At 72.8% G+C, this 23554-nt stretch carries 17 protein-coding genes; 12 read left to right on the forward strand and 5 right to left on the reverse strand.

Annotated features, from left to right (window positions below):
• Positions 1–62: 62 nt before the first annotated feature.
• A complete protein-coding gene (locus J0911_RS09265; protein ID WP_207275186.1) occupies positions 63–3839 on the reverse strand; it encodes a GH92 family glycosyl hydrolase in 3777 nt (1258 codons plus the stop codon).
• A 246-nt stretch (positions 3840–4085) separates the two neighbouring features.
• Here J0911_RS09265 and J0911_RS09270 point away from each other — a divergent pair, with 246 nt between their 5' ends.
• On the forward strand, positions 4086–5384 hold the full coding sequence (locus J0911_RS09270) for a purple acid phosphatase family protein (protein ID WP_207275187.1): 1299 nt from the start codon (positions 4086–4088) through the stop codon (positions 5382–5384).
• A gap of 107 nt (positions 5385–5491) precedes the next feature.
• Positions 5492–6088, forward strand: a complete 597-nt coding sequence (locus tag J0911_RS09275; RefSeq protein WP_207275188.1) for a DNA alkylation repair protein — start codon at positions 5492–5494, stop codon at positions 6086–6088.
• 73 nt (positions 6089–6161) lie between these two features.
• Here J0911_RS09275 and J0911_RS09280 read toward each other — a convergent pair whose 3' ends face one another.
• A complete protein-coding gene (locus J0911_RS09280; RefSeq protein ID WP_207275189.1) occupies positions 6162–7925 on the reverse strand; it encodes an ABC transporter ATP-binding protein in 1764 nt (587 codons plus the stop codon).
• A gap of 190 nt (positions 7926–8115) precedes the next feature.
• Here J0911_RS09280 and J0911_RS09285 point away from each other — a divergent pair, with 190 nt between their 5' ends.
• The gene (locus J0911_RS09285) at positions 8116–8688 is read left to right on the forward strand and encodes a dihydrofolate reductase family protein (RefSeq protein WP_207275190.1); all 573 of its coding nucleotides are present in this window, start codon (positions 8116–8118) and stop codon (positions 8686–8688) included.
• A gap of 49 nt (positions 8689–8737) precedes the next feature.
• Here the strand turns inward: J0911_RS09285 and J0911_RS09290 are convergent, their stop codons facing one another.
• The 3 genes from J0911_RS09290 to J0911_RS09300 are packed head-to-tail and all read right to left on the reverse strand — an operon-like array spanning position 8738 to position 11806.
• The gene (locus tag J0911_RS09290) at positions 8738–10249 is read right to left on the reverse strand and encodes a tripartite tricarboxylate transporter permease (RefSeq protein WP_207275191.1); all 1512 of its coding nucleotides are present in this window, start codon (positions 10247–10249) and stop codon (positions 8738–8740) included.
• Positions 10242–10805, reverse strand: a complete 564-nt coding sequence (locus tag J0911_RS09295) for a tripartite tricarboxylate transporter TctB family protein (RefSeq protein WP_207275192.1) — start codon at positions 10803–10805, stop codon at positions 10242–10244. Before J0911_RS09295 ends, J0911_RS09290 begins: the two co-directional genes overlap by 8 nt.
• The gene (locus J0911_RS09300) at positions 10802–11806 is read right to left on the reverse strand and encodes a Bug family tripartite tricarboxylate transporter substrate binding protein (RefSeq protein WP_207275193.1); all 1005 of its coding nucleotides are present in this window, start codon (positions 11804–11806) and stop codon (positions 10802–10804) included. Before J0911_RS09300 ends, J0911_RS09295 begins: the two co-directional genes overlap by 4 nt.
• Positions 11807–11986: 180 nt before the next feature.
• On the opposite strand from J0911_RS09300, the gene J0911_RS09305 reads away from it, so the two are divergent.
• From J0911_RS09305 to J0911_RS09350, 9 genes are all read left to right on the forward strand, one after another.
• On the forward strand, positions 11987–13423 hold the full coding sequence (locus J0911_RS09305; RefSeq protein WP_307865002.1) for a sensor histidine kinase: 1437 nt from the start codon (positions 11987–11989) through the stop codon (positions 13421–13423).
• Positions 13420–14361: a response regulator gene (locus tag J0911_RS21065; protein ID WP_307865003.1), complete on the forward strand. Its 942-nt coding sequence runs from the start codon at positions 13420–13422 to the stop codon at positions 14359–14361. Before J0911_RS09305 ends, J0911_RS21065 begins: the two co-directional genes overlap by 4 nt.
• Positions 14362–14725: 364 nt before the next feature.
• Positions 14726–15721 (forward strand): metal ABC transporter substrate-binding protein, encoded by a 996-nt coding sequence (locus J0911_RS09320; protein ID WP_207275194.1) that lies wholly within the window; start codon positions 14726–14728, stop codon positions 15719–15721.
• On the forward strand, positions 15718–16563 hold the full coding sequence (locus J0911_RS09325; RefSeq protein WP_307865004.1) for a metal ABC transporter ATP-binding protein: 846 nt from the start codon (positions 15718–15720) through the stop codon (positions 16561–16563). The genes J0911_RS09320 and J0911_RS09325 overlap by 4 nt, the downstream gene beginning before the upstream one ends.
• Entirely contained in the window at positions 16560–17438 is an 879-nt protein-coding gene (locus J0911_RS09330; RefSeq protein ID WP_207275195.1) for a metal ABC transporter permease, read from the forward strand. The genes J0911_RS09325 and J0911_RS09330 overlap by 4 nt, the downstream gene beginning before the upstream one ends.
• Before the next feature lie 130 nt (positions 17439–17568).
• Entirely contained in the window at positions 17569–19404 is a 1836-nt protein-coding gene (locus J0911_RS09335; RefSeq protein ID WP_207275196.1) for an ATP-dependent DNA ligase, read from the forward strand.
• Positions 19405–19725: 321 nt separating this feature from the next.
• Complete coding sequence (locus tag J0911_RS09340; protein WP_207275197.1) at positions 19726–21393, forward strand: HNH endonuclease signature motif containing protein; 1668 nt, start codon at positions 19726–19728, stop codon at positions 21391–21393.
• Positions 21394–21504: 111 nt separating this feature from the next.
• The gene (locus tag J0911_RS09345) at positions 21505–22593 is read left to right on the forward strand and encodes a glutamate-cysteine ligase family protein (RefSeq protein ID WP_207275198.1); all 1089 of its coding nucleotides are present in this window, start codon (positions 21505–21507) and stop codon (positions 22591–22593) included.
• Positions 22590–23546 (forward strand): NAD(P)/FAD-dependent oxidoreductase, encoded by a 957-nt coding sequence (locus J0911_RS09350; protein WP_207275199.1) that lies wholly within the window; start codon positions 22590–22592, stop codon positions 23544–23546. Before J0911_RS09345 ends, J0911_RS09350 begins: the two co-directional genes overlap by 4 nt.
• Positions 23547–23554: the final 8 nt, after the last annotated feature.

Consider the following 23554-nt stretch of genomic DNA (forward strand, 5'->3'; position numbering starts at 1 on the left):
TGAAGTTCATGCCGCCGCGGCCCGCATCTCGCCGCGGCGACACGCACCGCCCGCCCCGGGTCTCAGAGGGTGCCCGTGGTGGTCGGGGACGGGCGTCCGCCCGGACGCCCGGGGACCCGCACCCGGACGTCCACGCCGGCGCGTACGTCGTCGGCGTCGGCGACCGTGACCCGCACGGAGTAGACACCCGCCGCGCGGTACGTGTGCGTCCCGGCCACCTCGTAGCCGTCACCCCGGTCACGCACCACGACCTGCTCCGGCGCGGACCCGTCGCCCCAGTCCACGGTGGCCTCGTAGTCCGCGGCACCGGTCCCCGCCCCGCCCTCGAAGCGGGCCAGCACCGCCTCCAGCGGCACGCCCGGTCGCACGGGCCGCACCCGCGCCGGCCGGACCTCCAGCCGCGGCACGGGTGCGGTGAGGGAGAGCTCGTCCACCCAGCCGCGCAGGTACCCGTCCTGGGCGCCGGGCGTGGCGAACACGTCCCCGGTCGAGAGCGTGAGCAGCACCTTGTCCACCGTCCTGCCCACCGTCTCCTCCGGGAGCGCGACCGAGACCCGGTTCCAGGTGTCCGGTTCGAGGACGGCACCCTGGGACAGCGCGTCGATCGGCGCCCCGTTCGACGCGACGGCGCCGGTGTCGGACAGCCGGGTCCCGTCGGTGAACAGCAGGTCCACGGCCGCGTACGAGCTGGCGTTCTGCACGTAGTCGCCGAAGGGGCCGCCGTCGCGCTGCGGGCGCAGCGTGTAGGAGAGCGTCTCGCCGCCCTGGACCGGCTCGTCGACGTCGAGCAGGACGTTCGACGCGTGCGCGTCCGCCTCGAGCGCACGGGCCGAGTAGATGACGGCCTGGCTGCCGTCACTCGCGTCGCCGCCCTGCACCTTGCTCTCGACGCCGCCGATGCCGCAGCAGTACTCGCCGAACCCGCCGTTCTCGAACACCTCGTTGAACGGCGCCTGCGGCTGGCCGGGCTCGAACCCGGTACGCGCCAGGGTCCGCACCTGCTCGACGACGTCCACCCGCAGCGTCTGGTCCCGCAGCGCGTCACCGCCCGCCTCCAGGCGCACGGTCACGTCGTAGCTGCCGAGGGCCAGGTCCCGGCCGGCCCGGAGGGTGACCGGGACCTCGCCGGTGCCGTCGTCACCGATCTCGACCGGACCCGAGGGGTCCAGCGGCGTCAGCCCGTCGGGCGCCTCGATCCGGTAGGTGACCGGTTCGGGCGCCGACGCGGAGGCGGCCCGCACGCCGAGCGTCACGGTCTGCGTGGGCCCGCCGGGCGAGGCGGAGGTGCGGCCCGACGAGAGGGACGCCAGGTACGGCTGCTCCCCCGCGCGGTCCGACGGCGGGGCGTCGTCCGTTCCGGTGCCCCAGTCCGTCGGGGTCGCGGACAGGTCGAACTCGACGCTCGTGTCCGTCGTGATGGCGGAGGCGGGCAGGTACGTGCGCGTCGTCGCCTCACCGTCCACCCGCATGCCGGCGACGTACGGGGTGTCGACGTCGGCGCCGGGGGCGGAGAGCGTGACCGTGACACCGTTCGCACGGCGGATCTGCGCCCGCTCGAACAGCGGCGCCGCCACGACGAGGTCGGCCCGGGACGGGTTCTGCGGGTACAGGCCGAGCGCGGCGAACACGAGCCACGACGACATCTGGCCGAGGTCGTCGTTCCCGGGGATCCCGTCGGGCCCGTTCGGCACGCCGTCGGGGCTGACGAGCCAGAGCTGCTTGATCGTCTCCCGCACGGTCTCCTGGGCCCTCGCGGGCTCGCCCGCGTAGTTGTACAGCCAGGGAGTGGCGATCGAGGGCTCGTTGTCCATGTTGGCGTGGACGTTGCCGTCCCAGGGACCGGTCAGACGCCAGCTGCCGTCCTCGGCGTGGAAGAACCCGTCGAGGCGGCGGACGGCCGTGTCCCGCCCGCCCATCGCGTCGAACAGGCCGGCCGGGTTGTGCTGCACCATCCACACGTACTGGGCCGCGGTCCCCTCCACGAACCCGTTGGAGGAGGCCGGGTCGAAGCCGCCCGTCCAGGTGCCGTCGGCGGTGCGGCCCTGGAAGTAGCCGCCGTCCTCGGTCGCGTCGGGGTTGAACTGGTTCTGCCAGGACTGGGCACGCACCATCAGCTCGGCGTGGTCGGCGTCGCGTCCGAGGGCCTCGGCGAGGGTGGCCAGCCCGTAGTCGGCCGCCGCCATCTCCAGCGTCTCGTTCGGGCAGCCCCACGCGTTGCAGCCCTCGGGGTAGTAGCCGTGCTCCAGGAACTGGTCGAGCGAGGGCCGCTGCCCCTCGACGGCCACGTTCCAGCCCCGGCGCGACCCGTCGAGCTCGGTCGGCACCGTGGCGGCCCGGAACAGGGACTCGTACGCCCGCTCGACGGGGAAGTCCGTGCCGCCGAACGCGTGGATCGCGGCCACGGCGATCGCCGAGGGGTCCCCCACCATGACGTGGGTCGCGCCGGAGTTGTGGGTCCAGCGGTCCCAGACGCCGCCGTTCTGCTCGGCCTGGTTGAGCAGCGACGCCGCGACGTCGGACCCCCGGCCCGGGTCCAGGAGCGTGAGGAGCTGGATCTGGGACCGGTAGACGTCCCACCCCGAGAACGTGGCGTACTGCGCCTCCTGGCCGTCGGGCACCCGGTGGGTGGCGAGGTCGAAGCCGGTGTACTCGCCGTTGACGTCGCTGGTCACGTTGGGGTGCAGGAGCGCGTGGTAGAGCGCGCTGTAGTAGGTGGTGAGCTCGTCCTCGGTGCCGCCGGCGACCCGGGCGCGGTTCAGCTCGGTGTTCCAGTCGTCCCGGGTCGCCGCGGCGACGTCGTCGTGCGCCGTGCCGTCGGGAATCTCGGCGGCGAGGTTCTCGGCGGCGTTCTCCGCGCTGACGTAGGAGATACCGACGCGGACGCCGACGTCGGCCCCGTCGCCGTCGTCGGCGAACGACACGTACGCGCCGGAGCCCTTGCCGGCGGGCGGGAATCCGGCGACAGGGGTGCCGCTGCCGGACAGGCCGCCCTCGTAGCCCGTACCGCCCGCGGCACGGGTGGTCGAGGGCCGCAGCTCGTCGTCCTCCCAGGTGCCCCAGGCCTCGAACTCCGTGTCGAAGACCGCCGTGAAGTGCACGGTGTAGTAGCTGCGCTGGAGGATGCCGTCACCGGTGAACGGGCCGCAGAAGTTGCCGCTCGTCACCGAGCCGGAGACGGTGCGGGTGGCCGGGTCGATCGTGACGTCGGCGGCGCCGGAGCCGACGAGCGAGTCGGACGTGCGCACCAGCATCGTCGCCGGGTCGCCGGCCGGGTACGTGAAACGTCCCGACCCCGCGCGCGTCGTGGCGGCGAGCGAGACGTCCACGCCGCTGTCGAGCGCGACGTCGTACCGCCCGGGCTCGGCGTGCTCGGCGTCGTGCGAGAACGTGGACTCGTACGGGCGCCGCGCGGCGTCCGCGGCGGGCGGGGCGACGTCGACCTCCCCCGCCACCGGGAAGAACGGCAGGTCACCCGAGATCCCGGCACAGCCGGCGCCGGAGACGTGGGTCAGGCCGAAACCGCGGATCGTGTCGCGGCCGTACTGGTAGCCGCTGGGTGAGGCCGTGCGCAGCGTGCCGCGGCCGGCGTTCTCCCCCTCGGTGGGGCCGTCGTAGAAGCTCTGGTCCGGACCCCACGCCAGCATGCCGAACGGCGCGACGGCGGCCGGGTGGGTGTTGTCGGCGTTCGCCGTACCGATGAACGGGTCGACGTGGGCGGCGGGATCCACCACCCAGGGCGGGTCGCCGGGCACCGGGTCGGGCGCCGCCGCGGCGCCGGGCGCGAGAGCCAGGACGACGGCGAGTGCGGCGGCGGGCGGTACGACGGAGCGCAGGCGCATGGAACCCCCAGTGATCGGCGCGAGCGACCGTGCCCACGCGGCGGTGCGGGTGAAGCACGCCCTATGCAACCGGACGGGTGACACCGCTGTCAACGGGTGGGTGCCACGGAGGTCGGTGTCACGGCGCCGGGAACTGCGTAGGCAGTTCGTCCCGCCGCGGCAAGCGGGGGTTCACCGCCTCGCCACCCCGTCCCGCCAGCATGGACACGCACGCGAAGCCCGATCCCGACACGATCTGGAGGAACGATGCCGTCCCACGACGTGCCCACCACCGCACCCGCCCGCGGGAACCGCACCACGAACCGACGCCGGACAGCCGCGGTGACGATGGCGGTCGCCGCCGCCGTCGCGCTGGGCGGACAGGCGGTGACGGCCCAGGCCGCCGCCCCGCCCGACCGCGTCACCCTGAGTCCCACGGCCACGCCGTCCACCAGCCAGACCATCACCTGGCGCACCGCCACCGACGCCCCGTCGCTCGTGCAGCACGAGCTCGTCTCGGGCGGCGGTGCCGTCACCACCGAGGGCCGCACGACGGGCGCGGCCGGCGGCGGCATCTACCACCGCGCCACGCTGGAGGGCCTGCAGCCCGGCACGGCATACCGCTACCGCGTCGGCGACGGCGCCACCTGGAGCTCCTGGACCGAGTTCACCACGGCGGGCACCGCCGGCGAGCCCTTCCGCTTCCTGTACTTCGGGGACGTGCAGAACGACATCACGGCGGGCGCGGCACCCGTCGTCCGGGCCGCGTACGACGCCGTCCCGGACGCCAAGGTGGCGGTGCACGCGGGCGACCTCATCAACGACGCCGACGACGACGGCCAGTGGGGCGAGTGGTTCGCCGCCCAGGGGTCGCGGTCGGCGTCGGTCAACCACGTCGCGGCCATCGGGAACCACGAGTACGACTCGTGGGACGTGTCGGGGTTCTGGAACCTGCAGTTCCCCGGGACGGGCAACGGTCCCGGTGACGACGACCTCGACGACACCGTCTGGTACACCGACTACCAGGGCGTGCGGTTCGTGGTGCTGAACAGCAACTACACGAACGCGCCCTGGTTCGACGTGCACGACTGGATGGAGGACCAGGAGGCCTGGCTGGAGGACGTGCTCGCGGACAACCCGAACCGGTGGACCGTCGTGGCCTTCCACCAGCCGGTGTTCGCGAACAGCTCGGGCCGCACGGGTCTGGTGGTGCGGGAGTACTGGCTCGACGTCTTCGAGGATCACGACGTCGACCTCGTGCTGCAGGGCCACGACCACTCCTACGGCCGCGGGAACCTGCGGGCGAACCACGTCGACGAGCACTCCCACACCGGCCCCGTCTACACGGTGGCGGTGACGGGCCCGAAGTTCTACGACCCGGTGACCACCGACTGGCGGGCCGGCGGCGCCGAGGTGCGGGCACAGTACGGCGAGACGCAGACGTACCAGGTGGTGTCGGTGACGGACGACGAGCTCGCGTACGAGGCGCGCACGACCGACGGGACCGTCGTGGACGGGTTCACGGTGGACAAGTCCGACGGCACGAAGGTCGTCACCGACCACTGACGACCGGAGCGTCGGGTCGCGGAGCGGCCCGAGCCCGCGTCGACTCGGACGGCGTCCGGCCCGGCCCGCCGGACGCCGTCCGGGGTCCTGCGCCTACGATGGCAGCCATGAGGCCCGCATTCTCCACCGCGACCGGTGTCGAGCAGGCGCTGCGGGATGCCGCGGACCCGAGCGAGGAGGCGAAGATCCGCGGTCGCGTCGCCGAGGGCGAACCGGTCATCGGTGTGCGAATGGGCACGCTGTTCGACATCGCGAAGGGGGCGACCGGTCTGCCCGAGGCCGAACTCGGCACGCTGTTCGGGCACGAGGCGTACGAGCCGCGCCTGGTCGCGTTCTGCGTGCTCGACTTCCGCGCGCGGCGGAAGCTCGACGACGACGCCCGTGCCGGCCTCGCGCGTACCTATCTCGACCGGCACGACGCCATCACCACCTGGGACATGGTCGACCGCGCGGCTCCGCGCGTCCTCGGGCTGCCCATCCTCGTCGGAGCCGTCGACGGCCGGGTCCTCGACGATCTCGCGCGCTCCGCGGATCCGCTCCGGCGCCGGTCGGCCATCACGGCGCCGCTCTGGTTCGCCCGGTACGGGTCCGACGCCGACGTCGAGCGCGGTCTCGCCATCGCCGAGACCCTCGACGGCGACACACATCCCCGCGTCCGATCGGCGGTGAAGATCTACCGGACGCACGCGGCGAGACGACGGTGACGCCGGCCAACGCCCGTCGGGGTGGATGAGCCGGCGTACCGCGCACCCTGATCCGCTCGGGCGCGGGCCGGGTCTAGCTCGCCTGGGTGGCGTGCAGGGCCGCGTAGCGGCCGCCCCGGGCGAGCAGCGCGTCGTGCGACCCCTGCTCGACCACCCGGCCGTGTTCCAGCACGACGATGCGGTCGGCCTGCCGGACGGTCGACAGCCGATGCGCGACGACGAGCGTCGTCCGCCCGTGCATGAGACGCCCCAGCGCCTCCCTGACCAGGTTCTCGGACTCGGTGTCCAGCGCGCTCGTCGCCTCGTCGAGCAGCAGGATCCGCGGGTCGCGCACGAGCGCGCGAGCGATGGCGATGCGCTGCCGCTGCCCGCCCGACAGGCGCGCGCCGCGCTCCCCGACGACGGTGTCCCACCCCTCCGGCAGGGCGTCGACGAAACCCAGGGCGTTGGCGTCCCGCAACGCGGCGCGGATCAGCTCGTCGGGAGCGTCCGGGATCCCGTAGGCGACGTTGTCCCGGATCGTGCCCTCGAACAGGACCGACTCCTGCGGCACCACGGACAGGTGCCGTCGGACCGTGCGCAGGTCGAGTTCCTGCGCGTCGGCGCCGTCGACGAGCACCCGGCCCGCCGTCGGGCGGATGAAGCCGAGCACGAGGTTGAGCAGCGTCGACTTGCCCGACCCGGACGAGCCGACGAAGGCGACGGTCTCGCCCGCCGCCACGGTGAGCGTCACGTCGTGCAGGGCGTCGCCGTCGGAACCGGGGTAACGGTGGTGCACATGGTCGAGCACCAGCTCGCCCACGACGGACTCGACCGTGCGACGGCCCTCGTTCTCCTCCAGATCGGGCTCCTCGAGCACCTCCGCGATGGAACGCACGGACTCCATCCCGCGCGCCGTCACCGGGATGAGCATGAGCAGTTGCGTGAGCCCCTGGGTCAGAAGGGCGAAGTAGCTGGACAGCAGCACCACCTCACCCGCCGTGACCGGGAGGATGCCCGTCAGCGAGAACGTCGCGGCGAGCGCGAGACAGGTGACACCGAGCAGTTGCATGGTGACCCAGGACAGCGACGCGACACGCCCGTTCATCATGTCGAGGTGCAGCCCCGCACGGCGCACGTCGTCGGCGCCCGCGGCGACGCGCGTGACCGCGGTCCGCTCCAGCCCGTGCGCACGGGTGATCGGGATGAGCGAGGCCATCTCTCCGACGCGCGACGCGAACCCCTCGATCTCCCGGCGGAACTGCTCGTTCCGGTCCCGGGAACGGCGCGCCGTGGCCCACCGCATGGCGAGTGCGAGCGGTACGGCGAGCAGGTAGACGGGCAGGAACTCGGGAACCTTGACGGCCGTCATGGTCACGGCGCCGGCGAGCACCATGAGGGACGAGAGCAGGGGATGCGCCACCTGCTGGAGCATGACCTCGATGTTCTCGACGTCGCGCACCACCTTGGTCTGCACGACCGACGAACTGGCGCGCGAGTGGTAGCCGATCGACAGGCTCTGGAGGCGCGCCGCGAGCGCGTTGCGGAGGTCCGCCCCGGTGTCGCGCACGACCGTCATGAAGTTGTGCGTGTAGACGAGGTGGTTGGGGAAGTTCTGCAGGAGCAGGACGGCGGCGACGGCGAACCAGACGAGCACCTCGCGCACCGGCCCGTCGGTGGCGACGATGTCGATGACGGCCGCGGTGACCACCGGCAGGAACCACATGGGGATCTCTTTGAGGGTGAACGCCGCGACGGCGATCGCCATGCGACCTGGTCTGCGGGCGAGGAGGCGCAGGACGGAGCGGGCAGGACGGGAGCTGTCGACCCGGACGTCGGTAAGCGCTTTCTCAGGCATGGGCTCCATGCTATGCGCAGCGCCCGTCGTCGGCGTGCTCCGGCACGGGTGGCCGCCGGCAGACGCACGACACAGCACCGATGAGTTTCGCGTGGCCGCCCCGTCCATCCACACAGCGCGCCGCCTCGTGCGGCCGCGACGACCACACCATGATGACGACCGTCAGGTCACGATCCGAGGAGAGCCCCCCATGAGCACCATCGTCGCCACCCACTTCGTCTCGCTCGACGGCAAGGTCGACCCCACCGGCGGCGACCCCGCGCTGCACGACACGGCGTGGACGTTCAAGACCGTCGACGCCGTCCCGGAAGCCTACGAGCTCAAGGGCCGCGAGCAGGAAGAGGCCGGCGCGCTCCTCCTCGGGCGCAGGAGCTACGAGAGCTTCGCGCCGGTCTGGCCGAGCATGGACGAGTTCCCGCGGTACAACACCCTGCCGAAGTACGTCGTCTCCACCACGCTCGGCGAGGACGACCTGGTCGACAACTGGGGCGAGACCAGGATCCTGCGCTCGCTGGACGACGTCGCCCGGCTCAAGGAGTCCGGCGACGGGGAGATCCAGGTGCACGGCAGCGTCAGCCTGACCCGCGCGCTCGGGGACGCCGGCCTGATCGACGCCTACCACCTGCTGGTCTTCCCGGTGCTCCTGGGACAGGGCAAGCCGCTGTTCAGCGACGCCGACAAGCCGGCGCAGAAGCTGCGGCTCGTCGAGCACGAGGCCTACCGGAACGGAATCCAGAAGCAGATCTTCGAGGTCGAACGCTGACGTCGCGCGGCCCGGTCGTTCACCGTGCGGCGGTCACACGGTGCGGCGGTCACACGCGCGCCCCCGTCGTCCGCTCCCGCCGCCTCAGCCAGAGGCCGGCCACGAGCACCACCGCGATCGCCGCGTACGCGGCGGCCGCGAACGGACTCGTGACCAGATAGCTCAGATCGCCCTGACTGATCGCGAGCGAACGGCGCAACCGGTCCTCGGCCATCGGGCCGAGGATCATGCCCACCACCATCGGCGCGACCGGATAGCCGTACCGGCGCATCAGGAAACCGGCCAGGCCCACGAGCACCAGGAGCAGCACGTCCACCGGCGAGAAGTTCAGTGCGTACGAACCCAGCGCGCCGAAAAGCAGGATGCCCGCGTACAGGTGGTGCCGCGGGATCCGCAGCACCTTGACCCACATGCCCACCAGCGGCAGGTTGAGCACGAGCAGCATGACGTTGCCGATGTACAGGCTCGCCACCAGTGCCCACACCAGAGCGGACTCGTTCACGAGCAGCAACGGGCCGGGCTGGATCGCGTACGACTGGAACGCGACGAGGATGATCGCCGCGGTCGCCGTCGTCGGCAGGCCGAGCGTGAGCAGCGGTACGAGCACGCCCGACGCCGCGGCGTTGTTCGCCGCCTCCGGACCCGCGACACCCTCGATCGCGCCCCTGCCGAACTGCTTGCGCCGTTCCTTCCCCGCGAGCCGGCGCTCGGCGGCGTACGACAGGAAGGTCGCGACGTCGGCCCCGCCGGCCGGGATGGTGCCCACGGGGAACCCGATCGCGGCGCCACGCAGCCACGGCTTCCAGGAGCGGCGCCAGTCGTCGCGCTTCATCCAGGCGCGCCGGCCCTTCTCGACGGGAATGACCTCGACCGGCCCGTGCCGCATCCGCGACCCCACGTACAGGGCCTCCCCGACGGCGAAGAGGCCGACGGCGACCACGACGACGTCGATCCCGTCCGCCAGGTTGGGCACGCCGAACGTGAACCGCTGCTGCCCTGTCAGGGTGTCCGTGCCGACCAGCCCCAGGAACAGGCCGAGCGACAGCGACGCGAGGCCGCGCGGCACGGAGCTGCCGAGCAGCGCACTGACGGTGACGAACGCGACCACCATGAGCGCGAAGTAGTCGGGCTCACCGAGCTGGACCGCCAGCCGCGCGACGAAGGGGGCCACGAACGTGAGCGCCACCGTGGCCAGCGACCCGGCGACGAACGAGCCGATCGCGGCCGTCGCGAGCGCCGCCGCCCCGCGCCCGGCGCGCGCCATCTTGTTGCCCTCGAGAGCGGTGACGATCGAGGCGGACTCTCCGGGCGTGTTGAGCAGGATGGACGTGGTGGAGCCGCCGTACATGCCGCCGTAGTAGATGCCGGCGAAGACGATGATCGCCGCCGTGGGCTCCATGCTGTAGGTCAGCGGGAGGAGCAGGGCGATGGTCATGGCCGGGCCGATGCCGGGCAGCACGCCGACGGCGGTCCCGACGAACACGCCGAACAGCGCGTACAGCAGGTAGACCGGATCCAGGACGGTGGTGAAGCCGTCCATCAGGGCCTGGAAGTTATCCACGGAGGAACGGCACCCCCTCCAGGAGCGGTCCGGCCGGGAGGGACAGTCCCAGCACGCCGCCGAAGACCACCTGGATGACCAGGCCGAGCACGAGCCCGATCAGGGCGGCCCGCCACCAGGGACGCGCGCCCAGGACGACGGCCGCGGCCGCGAACAGGAGCGCGGCGGCGAACGGCCAGCCGATCACGTTGATCGCGAACACGTGGACGACGAGGGCCGCGACGAGCAGGCCGACGGCGAGCCAGTCGGTGCGGACCTCCGGGTCGACGTCCTCGCCCTCCTCCTGCTGCCCGGCACGACCGCGCAGCACCAGTACGGCCAGCACCACGCCGATGCCGGCGAGCATGACGCCGACCAGGTAGGGGAACGCGCGAGGGCCGAGGGTGTTGGTCGAGCCGGGGACGACGATGCTCCCGGCCGTGGTCAGGACGTAGCCGCCCAGAGCGGTCACGACCGCGGCGAGCACGAGTTCGCCCCAGCGCCGCTCCGGCCGCGCGGCAGTGCGCGACTCATCCGTGGCGACGGGTGGCTCGGACGTTCCGGCGTCGCCCTTCACCGCACGAGCCCGATGTCGCGCAGCGTGGTCCGGACCTCCGCGATGTCGTCGGTGAGATAGGTGTCGAACTCGTCGCCGGCGAGGAACGCGTCGGCCCAGCCGTATTCCTGGAGCGTGCTCGCCCAGGCGTCCGACTCCGCCAGGTCCGTGACCGCGGCGACCAGCGCCTCGCGGTCGGCGTCGTCGATGCCCCCGGGGGCCACCACGCCGCGCCAGTTGGTGAGGACGACGTCGTACCCGGACTCCGTGAGGGTCGGCGTGTCCGGGAGGGCGGCGACGCGCTCCCCGCCGGACACGGCGAGCGCCTTCAGCTCGCCCGCCTCGACCTGTTCGGCGTACTCCGCGACGCCGGAGATGCCGGCGTCGACCTTGTTGCCGAGCAGCGCGGCGAGCGATTCGCCGCCGCCGGAGTAGGCGACGTAGTTGAGGTCGGCGGCGATGTCGTCCTCGCTCATGCCCGCGGACTTGAGCAGCATGCCGGCGAGGATGTGGTCCGCACCGCCGGCCGAACCGCCGGTGACGGTGACGTCCTTGCCGTTCTCCTCGATGTCTCGCACGAGGTCCTCGACGGTGTCGTACGGGGACTCCTTCGGCACGACGACGACCTCCTGCTCCTCGGTGAGCCGGGCGATCGGCGTGGTGTCCTCGATGCGGGCCTGGGACTCGTTGGTCTCGACGGCGCCGACCATGACCAGGCCCATGACGAGCAGTGTGTTCGGGTCGGTCGCGTTGGCGATGTTCGCCAGGCCCACGGTGCCGCCGGCGCCGTCGACGTTCGTCACGGTGGCCCGGCCGACCAGGCCCTCGGCCTGCAGGTCGGCCTGCAGGGCGCGGCCGGTCTGGTCCCAGCCGCCGCCGGGCGCGGCGGGAACCACGATGCTGAGCTCGTCGATGGCGGTGTCCCCGCCGCCGTCGGTGTTGGCGTCCAGGCTGCCGCAGCCCGCGAGCGCCAGTGCCAGGGCGATGCCCGCGGGGGCGGCCACGGTTCGGCTGATGCGCATGTCTCCTCCTTGAGCGGATGCGTGCTCGGCGCCGGCCACGTCGCCGGCGCTCGGTCCGCTTTCGGCGTGAGCGTAGGAAGGGGCGCCGGCCGGGTTCGCGTTCTGGTCGCAACGAACGTTGTGGTCGTTGCGGTCACGGCCCGGTACCGCTCCGGCCGGGAACCGGTGCACACTGACGTCGTGAGAAGGGCGATGACGCTCCGGGCGCAGCTGCTGGTGCTGCAGGTCGTCATCGTGCTCGCGGTGGTGTGCGTGACGGGCGTGGTCGCCTCGGCGCTGCAGGAGCGCCAGCTCCGCCAGGCCTCCGTGGACCAGATGACGGGCGTGGCGCAGTCGGTGGCACATCTTCCCGCGATCCACGACGCGTTCGACGACGAGGACCCGTCGGCGACCATCCAGCCGATCGCCGAGGTGATCCGCGAGGCGTCGGGCGTGACCTACCTGGTGGTCACGGACGACCGGGGGGTGCGCTATTCCCATCCCAACCCCGAGCGGATCGGCGAGCGGGTCTCCACCGACCCGTCGGTGCCGCTGTCCGGGCAGGTGTGGACCGGCACGCAGACGGGCACACTGGGCACGTCGTGGCGGGTCAAGGTGCCCATCTTCGGGGACGCCGCCGACGACGCCTCCCCCGCCCCCGTCATCGGCACCGCCAGCGTGGGCATCCTGGAGTCCGAGCTGCGCGCCGACCTCCGTGAGGACCGCTTCTGGCTGCTCGTCGCGCTGGCAGGCGCCACCGTGGTCGGCGTCCTGTGTGCGGCGTGGGTGACCCGGCTGGTCCGCCGCCGGATCTACCAGCTCGAACCCGAGGACATCGCGACCCTGCTGGAGACCCGCGGCCTCACCGACGCCCTGCGCTCGCAGTCGCACGAGTTCGCCAACACGCTGCACGTGATCTCGGGGCTGCTGGAGCTCGGCCGTGTCGAGGACGCGATCGCGTTCATCGAGCGGTCGGGCCACGGCGGGCTGCTCACGGCGTCCTCGGTCGCCCCGAACGTACGCTCTCCGGAGCTTGCGGCGCTGCTCCTGGTCAAGACGATCACGGCGCGCGAGCACGGCGTGACGCTCGACGTCGACGCGAACTCCGCGCTCGGCGCACCGGCGGACCCCGAAGCGTCCTCGCTGCACAGCGATGCGCTCGTCGTGCTCGGGAACCTGATCGACAACGCCGTCGACGCGAGCGGCCGGGAGGGCAGGGTACGGGTCCTGGTGCGCACCGCCGGAGCCCACCTGCTCCTCCAGGTCGACGACGACGGCCCGGGCGTCCCCGAGCAGCTGCGCCACCAGGTGTTCAAGGCCGGGTTCACGACGAAGACGGCCGGCCCGGGAGAGCACGGCCGCGGCATCGGGCTGGCGCTGGTGCGGCGTGTGGTCGACCGCCGGGACGGCGAGGTGACCGTCGGGACGGGAGAACTGGGCGGGGCGCGCGTGGCCGTGCGGCTGCCGGCGTCGTCCGCCGCTCACGAGGGCCCGCCGCCCGTGGAACCCCTGGCCGGTGTCCCCGCCGTCGGTGACTCCCGTGCCGTGGACGCCGCGCTCGGCAGCTCCGCGGCGCCCGCAGGCGCCCGGCCCGTGATCTCCACCCCACCGGTCGGCCCCGGGGGGACGACGCCGTGACCGCCCCGGCCCGCACGCTCCTCGTGGAGGACGACCCGACCGTCGCCCTGGTGCACCGCGGCTTCGTGGAGAACCACCCGCGGTTCGTCGTCGTCGGCGAGGCGCGCACCGGAACGGACGCACTGCGCCTCGCGTCCGCCCTGCGGCCCGACCTGGTTCTGCTGGACCTGCACCTGCCCGACATCGGCGGCCTGGACGTGCTCCGCCGGCTGCGCCTGCTGCCCGGCGAGCCGATCGACGTCGTCGCCACCACGGCCGCGCGCGAGCTCGACAGCGTGCGCCAGGCCATGGCCGGTGGCGTGGTCGCCTACCTGGTCAAGCCCTTCACGTCCGCCGCCTTGCGCGAGCGGCTCGACGAGGTGTGGCAGCGGCGCGAGGACCTGCGCCGCGCCCGGGACACGCTCGACCAGGACGAGGTGGATCTGCTCCTCGCCGGCCCGCGGTCCGCCACCGCCGCGCCGCCCAAGGGGCTGTCGGTGCGGAGCCTCGCCCTGGTGCGGGAGGCACTCGCCCGCCTGTGCGACTCCCGGGACGCCTCGGCCGACGGGGACCAGCCGGCGGACGAGGACCAGCCGGCGGACGAGGACCAGCCGGTGGACGGGGACCGATCGGCCGACGGGCGCGCCTCGGCCGACAGGAGACCCTCGGTCAGCGGAAGACCCTCGGTCAGCGGGAGGTCGCCAGTCGGTGGGAAACCGTCGGTCGGCAGCAAACCGTCGGTCGGCGAAGGCCCGTCGGCCGGCAGAAGTTCACCGGCGGACCAGGACGTGCCGGCGGCCGAGGGCGACGCGTCCGCGGCCGAGGTCGCCGAGGCAGTCGGGATGTCACGGGTCAGCGCCCGACGCTACCTGGAGCACCTCGTCGCGGAGGGCCACGCCCGGGTAGCGCCCCGCTACGGCGCGACGGGTCGCCCGGAAAACCGCTACCGGCCCGTGTGAGCCGGAAGGTGCGGTCGGTCCCATGTCGAGCGGTCGGTCCGATGTCAATGCGGTCGGTCGCCCGAGGGACCGACCGCATCGACATCGGACCGACCGCATCCACGGCGGAGCCGGACCCACCAGCGGAGCCGGACCCACCAGCGGAGCCGAACCCACCAGCGGAGCCGAACCCACCAGCGGAGCCGGGCCGATCGGCGGAGCCGGGCCGATCGGCGGAGCCGCCGGACCCACCAGCAGGGGCACGGCACCGGCGGGGGCACCGCAGGTGCCGGCGGGGTGGCCCTCGTGGGCCGGGCCGGGGCTCCGGTCGGGAAGGGGACTCGTTCGGGTTGTTTTCGGGTGTCCGAACTTTTAGGGTTTGGACATGCTCACTTTGCAGCGCGCGGCCGACGCCCTCCGTCTCGCCCTCCCGCTGGCGCTCGCCGTTGCCCTGTCCGGGTGCGGCGCGGTGGTCGAGGGCCGCGCCTCGGGCGACGGCCGGCCGGTGGTGCTGACCACGTTCACCGTGCTCGCGGACATCGCGCGGAACGTGGCGGGCGACCACCTCCGGGTGGAGTCGATCACCAAGGTCGGTGCGGAGATCCACGGGTACGAGCCCACGCCGGGCGACATCGCGAAGGCCTCCGAGGCGGACCTCATCCTGGACAACGGGCTGAACCTCGAGGCGTGGTTCGGCCAGTTCGTGGAGACGGTGGACGTACCGCACGTGGTCGTGTCCGACGGCGTCGAACCCATTGACATCGCCGCCGACGCGTATGCCGGCACGCCGAACCCGCACGCGTGGATGAGTCCGCTGAACGTCCAGATCTACGTCGACAACATGGTCGACGCGTTCAGCGAGCTCGCCCCGGAGCACGCGGCCGACTTCGAGGCCCGGGGCAAGGAGTACCAGGCCGAGCTGCAGGACGTGCAGGACGAGCTCGTCGACGGGCTGTCCGCCCTGCCGGAGAACGAGCGCGCGCTGGCGACCTGCGAGGGCGCGTTCTCCTACCTCGCCCGGGACGCCGGCCTGACCGAGCGGTACATCTGGCCGGTGAACGCCGAACAACAGGCCACCCCGCAGCAGATCGCCGACATGATCGAGTTCGTCGAGGCCGACGACGTCCCGGCCGTGTTCTGCGAGTCGACCGTGTCGGACAAGCCGATGCAGCAGGTGGTCGAGGCGACCGGCGCGGCCTTCGGCGGAACGCTCTACGTCGACTCCCTCTCCGAGGCCGACGGTCCCGTGCCGACCTACCTCGACCTGATCCGCTACGACACCAGGACCATCCTGGATGCGCTGGGCGGGAAGGCGTCCGACGGCGGCGGCTCGGGCGACGAGACGTCCGACGACGCGACCTCCGGCGGAGCTGACTCGTGACCGCCACCACCATCCCGACGATCCAGGTGGACGACGTCGTCGTCCGCTACGGCGAGGTCCTGGCCCTCGACGGCGTGTCCCTGCGCGTGCGTCCCGGCCGCGTGACCGGGCTGATCGGGATGAACGGGTCCGGCAAGTCGACCCTGTTCAAGACCGTCATGGGCATGGTCCGACCCGACCGGGGGCGCGTCCTCCTCGACGGCGCCGAGCCCGCCGCGGCGCGGCGGCGAGGACTCGTCGGATACGTGCCGCAGAGCGAGGAGGTCGACTGGGCCTTCCCCGTCTCGGTGCGCGACGTCGTGATGATGGGTCGCTACGGGCGCCAGGGCCTCACCCGCCGGCCCCGCCCCGCCGACCACGCGGCGGTCGCCGACGCTCTGGGACGCGTGGAGCTGGCCGACTACGCCGACCGGCAGATCGGACAGCTCTCCGGCGGGCAGCGCAAGCGCGCGTTCGTCGCCCGCGGCATCGCGCAGGACGCCCGCATGCTGCTGCTGGACGAACCGTTCGCGGGTGTCGACAAGCGGTCCGAGGCGACCATCGTCCGGCTGCTGCGCGAACTGGCCGACGACGGTCGCACCGTCCTGGTCTCCACCCACGACCTGCACGCCCTCCCCCGACTGGCCGACGAGGCCGCGCTGCTGCTGCGCCGCGTCCTGTTCCACGGCGAGGTGTCCGAGGCGCTGCGGCCGGAGAACCTGGCCCGCACGTTCGGCCTCGACGCGGTCGACGGGAGCGTGCCCGACGGCGGTGAGTCCGGCGCCGACCAGCCCGACGTCGGCGGGCCCGCCGACGACGTCCTGCCCGACGCGCCCGCGTCCAGGGAGGAGGAGTCCGCATGAGCCCCGCCGACCTGCTGCTGGAGCCCTTGCAGTACGACTTCATGGTCCGCGCGATCGTGACGACCGTGATCGCGGCCGTGGTGTGCGCGCTGCTGTCCTGCTGGCTCGTGCTGGTGGGCTGGTCGCTCATGGGCGACGCCGTCTCCCACGCCGTGCTGCCCGGCGTCGTCCTCGCCTACGTGCTCGGCGCGCCGTTCGCGGTCGGGGCGCTCGTGTTCGGGTTCCTCGCCGTCGCGCTGATCGGCGCGATCCGCGGCACCAGCCGCGTCAAGGAGGACGCCGCGATCGGGATCGTGTTCACGACCCTGTTCGCGCTCGGCCTCGTGCTCATCTCCGTCACGCCGAGCCAGACGGACCTCAACCACATCATCTTCGGCAACATCCTGGGCGTCTCCGAGGCGGACCTGCTCCAGATCGCCGTCCTGGCCGCCATCGCCTTCTCGGTGCTGGTCGTCAAGCGCCGCGACCTGACCCTGTACGCGTTCGACCGCATGCACGCCCACGCCATCGGGCTGTCGCCCCGGTTCCTCGGGGCGCTGCTGCTCGGAGTCCTGGCCCTGACCGCGGTGGTCGCCCTCCAGGTGGTCGGCGTGATCCTGGTCGTCGCGATGCTGATCATCCCCGGCGCCACCGCATACCTGCTCACGGACCGGTTCGGGCGGATGCTCGTGATCGCGCCCGCGCTGTCGGCCGCCTGCTCGGTGGTGGGGATCTACCTCAGCTACTGGCTCGACGCGGCGTCCGGCGGGCTCGTGGTGGTCGCCCAGGGCGCGGCGTTCGCCGTGGCCTACCTGTTCGCCCCGCGCCACGGCCTCCTCGGCACGCGACTGGCGGCGGGCCGACGCCGGATCGGGTCCCGCCCGGGAGCGCTCTGACGGTCGGCGCCTTCCTCGGCCCCCTGCCGCGCATGGCGCTCCGCGCTTGGCACACTTTTCCTGCGCGCCCGAGATTCTTCCACCTCCTCGTGCGGCGGCGGTCCGGCGCGAGCGGCGGGATCATGGACGCATGCTGCTCGCCGAGGTCGTCGACACGTCCGAAGCCGTCTCCGCCACGCGCTCCCGCCTGGCCAAGCGCGCCGCCATCGCCGAGTGCCTGCGGCGCGGCGCCGCCGGCGCCGCGAGTCCCGGCGCCGACACCGGCCCGGACGACACCGGCGCCGACGAGCTGGAGATCGCCGTCGCCTACCTCTCGGGTGAGCTGCGCCAGCGCCGCACCGGCCTGGGCTGGGCGGCGCTGCGGGACCTCCCTCCGCCCGCCACGTCCGCGACCCTCACGCTGCACGACGTCGATACCGCCCTCGCGGACCTCTCCCGGCTCGCCGGAACGGGGTCCGAGGCCGCCCGCGGCGCCGCGACGTCGGCCCTGTTCGCCGCGGCCACCCGGCGCGAGCAGTCCTTCCTGCGCGCCCTGATCGTCGGCGAGCTGCGGCAGGGCGCGCTCGACTCGGTGGTCGTGGACGCCGTCGCCGAGGCGGCGGACGCCCCCGCCGACGCCGTCCGCCGCGCCGTCATGCTGCGCGGCGCCACCGGGCCGGTCGCGAGCGCCGCGCTCCTCTCCCCCACACCGCTCGCCGCCCTCGCGGGGTTCTCCCTGGAGGTGGGCCGGCCGGTGCGCCCGATGCTCGCCCAGTCGGCCCCCGACGTCGGCGCCGCGCTCGACAAGCTGCCCTCTCCCGGGACCGGCGGGACCGGCGGAGCCTGCGTCGACGTCAAGCTCGACGGCATCCGCATCCAGGTGCACCGGTCCGACGACGACGTCCGCGTCTTCACGCGTTCGCTGGACGACATCACGGGCCGGGTACCGGAGATCGTCGCGGCGGTGCGTGCCCTCCCGGAGCCGCAGCTGGTCCTGGACGGCGAGGCGATCGTGCTGGGACCCGACGGCGCACCACGCCCGTTCCAGGAGACGGCGTCGCGGTCGGCGACGCGCGGGGCGAGAGGTGGAACCGCCGGCGGGACACGCGACGCGACTGTCGGCGAAGCGGCTGACGCGACGTCCGGTGCGACAGCCGACGGGACCGCCGACGGCCAGGGAGCGGGAGCGGAGCCTGTAGCCGCGCTGGAGTCCGTCACTCTCACCCCGTTCTTCTTCGACGTTCTCCACGCGGCCGGCCACGACCTGATCGACGCGCCCCTGCGTGACCGGCTCGCCGTCCTCGACCGCATCGCCGGCCGGCACGCGGTCCACCGCCTGATGCAGCCTGGCACCGGGCCCGAGCCCGTAGCTGACGCCGACCGCGCCGACGCCGGCGCAGAGACCGCGGCAGCCGCCGTCGTCGGCTCCGGGGTGGACTCCGGCGGCGCCGACACCACCACCGAGGACACCGCGGCGATCTTCACCGACTTCTTCGAGCGGGCGGTCCGCGAAGGCCAGGAGGGAGTCGTCGTGAAGTCGCTCGACTCCCTCTATGCGGCGGGCCGGCGTGGCGCCGGCTGGATCAAGGTGAAGCCCCGCCGGACGCTCGATCTGGTGGTTCTCGCCGTCGAGTGGGGTTCCGGCCGCCGCCGCGGCAAGCTCTCCAACATCCACCTCGGTGCCCGCCGGCCCAACCCGGACGGCACCGACGACTTCGTGATGCTGGGCAAGACCTTCAAGGGCATGACGGACACGATGCTCGAGTGGCAGACCGAGCGCTTCCTCGCCCTCGAGACCTCACGTGAGGGCCACGTGGTGCACGTCCGCCCGGAACAGGTCGTGGAGATCGCCTTCGACGGCCTGCAGCGCTCCACCCGCTACCCCGGCGGCCTCGCCCTCCGTCTCGCCCGCGTCCTGCGCTACCGCGAGGACAAGACCGCGACCGAGGCCGACACGATCGAGACGGTGCGCGCCCTCGCGGGGTGAACGAGTCACCGCGACCGGTCCCAGGGTTCTTGCATCCGAGAGCTGAGCACGTCGCACCCGGGTGCGTTCGGATCGAAGCGGTGCTCGATCAGGCGGCGGGGCGCCACCATACAGCGCCAGGACCACCAGGCGCCGAGCACATTCCGGTCCATGCCGCAGCCGGCCGGCGTGGTCGATCCCGCGTCGGCGAGTTATCCACAGATCCGATCTTCAGGTAGCGGTAGGTACTGGCCATACATAGCATCGAACACATCAGCGAAAGAGCTGTGCGATCACATCAACGGCGGACCAGGCGGGACGAGAGGCAAGGGGGTGGTTCCGATGCACGCCGAACAGGCACTTCCGGACACGTCCTTGCCGCCGCAGGATCTGCAGCGCCTGGCCCCGGGCGTCGCCCTGGCCACCGTGCTGGACCGGCTGACCGGCCCAGAGCCGTCCGCCACCGCCCACGGAGAGTCGGCGCTCGATGCCCTGGCCGACGACGGCCTGCGGGCCGTCGTCGCAGCGTGGGATCGCGTCGCCTCCTGGGCGCGGGCCGCTCAGGCGCGAGTGGCGCGCGAGTTGATGGCCCGTACCGATGGCCCGCTGGCGCGCGACTCCGTGGCCGGGGAGATCGCCGCCGAACTGCATGCCACGACCGGTGAGGCGTGGCAGATCGCGATGCGTGGCGAGGGCACCGGCCAGTACCCGGCACTCGCTGACGCACTGGCCACCGGGCGGGTGGACGCGAAGAAGGCCGACACGTTCCTGCGCGCCGGAGCGGACCTGACACCCGAGGAACGGGGGCAGGCGATCGATGACCTGCTGCCGGCCGCGCCACGGCGCACCTGGAAGTGGATCAGCGAACGGATGAACGCCCGCGCCGCGACCCTGCACGGGGCCAAGGCACGACGCCGGGAGGTGATCGACCGATGCAATGTGTGGGCCGAACAAGCCGGCCCCGGACGCGGCCGCATCGTCGCCGACCTGCCCGTGACCGACGCCGCACGCACGTTCAACGCCATCCAAGCCGCCGCCAAGACCCTCAAGGACACCCCCGGCGAACGGCGCCCTCTCGGCGCACTACGCGCCGCCGCATTCACCGCCCTGACCACCGGACGCCTCGTTCTGCCGAGCCCCGGGGACTCGCCCGGCGACGACTCGCTCGGAGAGGACCCGCTGAGAGAGGACCCGCTCCAGGACGGCTCGCGCGACACCGGCGATCCACCGGCCGAGCCGCCCAGGCTGGTCGAGCCGGTCCTGGACACCGACCTCGTCCCCGTCCCCGACGACCCGTACGGCGTTCACCTGACCGGACCCGCACCCGATCGCGCCCCCGGCCCTGGCACCGGTCATGCAACGGGCACGCGCCTGCGCGTCATCGACGTGCCCGCGAGCGTGCACGTGACCGTGCCCGCCGGCATGCTGCTGGACCCCGACGACGCCACTCCAGGCATCCTGGACGGCTTCGGCCCGATCCCCGCCGACCACGCCGCACGCATCGCCGCCGACGGCACCTGGCGACGGCTCCTGACCGACCCCGCCTCGGGCGTCCTGACCGACTACTCCACCCGCACCTATGCTCCCGGTGTCACCCTGCGCGCTGCCGTCACGGCCCGCGACCGCACCTGCACGTTCCCCGGCTGTGACCGCCCCGCGGCCACCGGCGGCAGGCCGGCCCTCGATCTGGACCACATCGAGCCCTTCGACAAGGACCACCGCTGTCGTCCCGGCGAACGTGGCCAGACCCGCGCGGACAACCTGCACCCGTTGTGCAGAAGACACCACAATCTGAAAACGCATGCGAACTGGCAGGTCACTCGTGATCCCGATACCGGGACCACCCGCTGGACCGCGCCCACCGGCGCGGCCGCCGTCGTCGAGCCCACGATCGTCGATCCCGTGATCCGCTACGGCCTCGCCCACGGCATGACACTCGCCGCCCCACCCGAGCCATCGACGACACCGCCGGGGAAGGAGCTACCTGCACACGGCCCACCCCCGTTCTGACGGGTGCGGTACCGCGACGTGGGCCGGGCCCGATGACGCTTCGCGCGCCGCGAACAACTCTCACCCGCGCGACCAGGCACAAAGCGGTCATCGGCCATCTAAGGTGGGTCCGTGCCGTACAAATGCGGGTTCGAGTTCGAGTATGTCCTGGTCGACTCTTCGCAAAGAATTCGCGACTTCACGAGCCTGGACTTCCGGGAGCTCGACCGCGCCCTGGCGGACGGCGAAGGCACGGAGGACGACTCGCTCACGCGGGGCGACCTGAGCATCAAGTCCGGCTACTGGTACCTGGAGGGCGACGAGCGGTTCGGCCCGGACGGCACATTCCTGGACCTGCGGGTCAAGGGCGCGGAAGTTCGCACGCCGATCGCCGGCACCCTCACCGGCGCCGCGGACCACCTGCTCCGTCTGCAGAACGACCTCGAAGCACGCCTGGCACCGCTCGGGCTCGGTCTCGGGATCGTCGGCTTCCACCCCACGCTGACGGAGTACCGGATCGAGCCGCCGCTCAACGACTGGGAGCGCGCCATGCGCGCCGAGCACCACGAGTACGGATACGCGAACGTCTCCAACGTCAGCTTCGGGCCGGACGTGAACCTCTCCTTCCCCGGCTTGAACGCCGACGGCGTCGTCGACCTGACGCGGAAGCTGACGCACTACAGCCCGTACCTGGTCCCGTTCAGCTTCAGTTCGCCGTTCTTCGACGGCGGGCCATGGGGCGGCCCGAGCCGCCGCACCTACGAGCGCACCTGGCGCCGGGTCGCCGCCCGCTGCTTCGTGGAGCGGGAGCCGGCTCCCTCCGTGGAGCCCGTCTTCGTCTACCGCCCGCGAGTCCCGGCAGAACGCGGCCGGATCGAGTTCAAGGCGTACGACGCCTTCCTCAGCCGCGCGCACCTCCTGGCCGGCGCCGCTCTGGTGCTCGGTGTCTGCCTGTCGGACGAACTTCCGGGACGCGACGACGTACCGAGCCGCGAGCTCCATCAGCTCGCGGCGGCCCGCGCCTTCGACTCCCCCGGGATCGCCGACGGCGCCGCCGAGGTCCTGGAAGCCGCGCGCACGGCACTCGCCGGACTGCCGGACGAGGCGGAGCTCCTGCGCCCCTTCGCCGACCTGCTCGACCGAGGCCGGACCCCCGCCGACGACCTGCTCGACGCCTACGCCCGCACCGGCCGAACGTTCCACCAGGGAGGACTCCGATGACGACCGAAAGCACCCCGCTCAGCGGCGACGCGGATGTGGCGATCTGCGGCTCGGGCCCGATCGGCGCGGCCACGGCCTGCTTCCTCACCCGGCACCGTCCCGCGCTACGCGTCACGCTCGTCACCGACGAGCGGTCCGACGACCCCGAGCACCTCGCCACCTACCGCTACTCGGGCGGCAGCATCCGCTGGGCCTGGGACGACCCGGTCAAGCGCGAGATGACCGAGGAGACGGCACGCTTCGTCCGAGAGCTCCTGGCCGACGGCGTCGAGCTCGACGCGCTGGAGAACACCTACCACCTGCTGCACACGGGGGAGCTGATCCCCGCTCTCAACGTCTCGGCCGCCCGCCTGGTGGGTCATCTCGTCGACACGGCGCGGGCGGGCGGCGTCTCGTGGCATCCGGGAACGACGGTCACCGCCGTCCGCCCGGGGCAGGGCGTCCACGTCGTGGAGACCTCACGCGGCACCGTACGGGCACGGCGGGTGCTGGTCGCCCTCGGCGCGCGCACGCCACGGGTCGTGCCCGAGCACGACCCGGAGGTCGAGAAGCGGCAGCTCTTCGTGCTCGACCTGCCCGTGGGCGAGCTCCGGGAACGCCTGCCCCACACGATCGTGCCCGTCGGAAAGGGCTTCGCCTACGTCTTCCTGAAGCGGACGGAGGGCGGTACCAGGGTGGTCGTCGGACAGGAGGACGTCGTGGAGGACCACGACACCTCCGGGCCGGTCGACCACTGGGACGAACTGCTGGACAGCGGCGTCGGCGACGTCCTGCCGTGGCTGCGCGACGCCCGGGTCGAGCGCATCCTGTGGGGCAGCGACGCCGGGCACAAGACGCTCGCGGTCACCGAACCGGCCCCTGGACTGCTCGCCGCGAGCTGCGGGAGCGCCGTGCGCTCGGCGGCCTGGATCGGGCGGCGGCTCGCGGAGCGCCTGGCCGGCCCGCTCGGGTAGCCGCGCGG

Origin of the sequence: Myceligenerans salitolerans, from assembly GCF_017349295.1 — a bacterium.
Classification (GTDB): domain Bacteria; phylum Actinomycetota; class Actinomycetes; order Actinomycetales; family Cellulomonadaceae; genus Myceligenerans; species Myceligenerans salitolerans.

Excerpts from the sequence above, each read along its gene's own strand:
- J0911_RS09265 (WP_207275186.1), bottom strand. The coding sequence starts at position 3,839 with ATGCGCCTGCGCTCCGTCGTACCGCCCGCCGCCGCACTCGCCGTCGTC.
- J0911_RS09270 (WP_207275187.1), top strand. The coding sequence starts at position 4,086 with ATGCCGTCCCACGACGTGCCCACCACCGCACCCGCCCGCGGGAACCGC.
- J0911_RS09275 (WP_207275188.1), top strand. The coding sequence starts at position 5,492 with ATGAGGCCCGCATTCTCCACCGCGACCGGTGTCGAGCAGGCGCTGCGG.
- J0911_RS09280 (WP_207275189.1), bottom strand. The coding sequence starts at position 7,925 with ATGCCTGAGAAAGCGCTTACCGACGTCCGGGTCGACAGCTCCCGTCCT.
- J0911_RS09285 (WP_207275190.1), top strand. The coding sequence starts at position 8,116 with ATGAGCACCATCGTCGCCACCCACTTCGTCTCGCTCGACGGCAAGGTC.
- J0911_RS09300 (WP_207275193.1), bottom strand. The coding sequence starts at position 11,806 with ATGCGCATCAGCCGAACCGTGGCCGCCCCCGCGGGCATCGCCCTGGCA.
- J0911_RS09320 (WP_207275194.1), top strand. The coding sequence starts at position 14,726 with ATGCTCACTTTGCAGCGCGCGGCCGACGCCCTCCGTCTCGCCCTCCCG.
- J0911_RS09330 (WP_207275195.1), top strand. The coding sequence starts at position 16,560 with ATGAGCCCCGCCGACCTGCTGCTGGAGCCCTTGCAGTACGACTTCATG.
- J0911_RS09335 (WP_207275196.1), top strand. The coding sequence starts at position 17,569 with ATGCTGCTCGCCGAGGTCGTCGACACGTCCGAAGCCGTCTCCGCCACG.
- J0911_RS09340 (WP_207275197.1), top strand. The coding sequence starts at position 19,726 with ATGCACGCCGAACAGGCACTTCCGGACACGTCCTTGCCGCCGCAGGAT.
- J0911_RS09350 (WP_207275199.1), top strand. The coding sequence starts at position 22,590 with ATGACGACCGAAAGCACCCCGCTCAGCGGCGACGCGGATGTGGCGATC.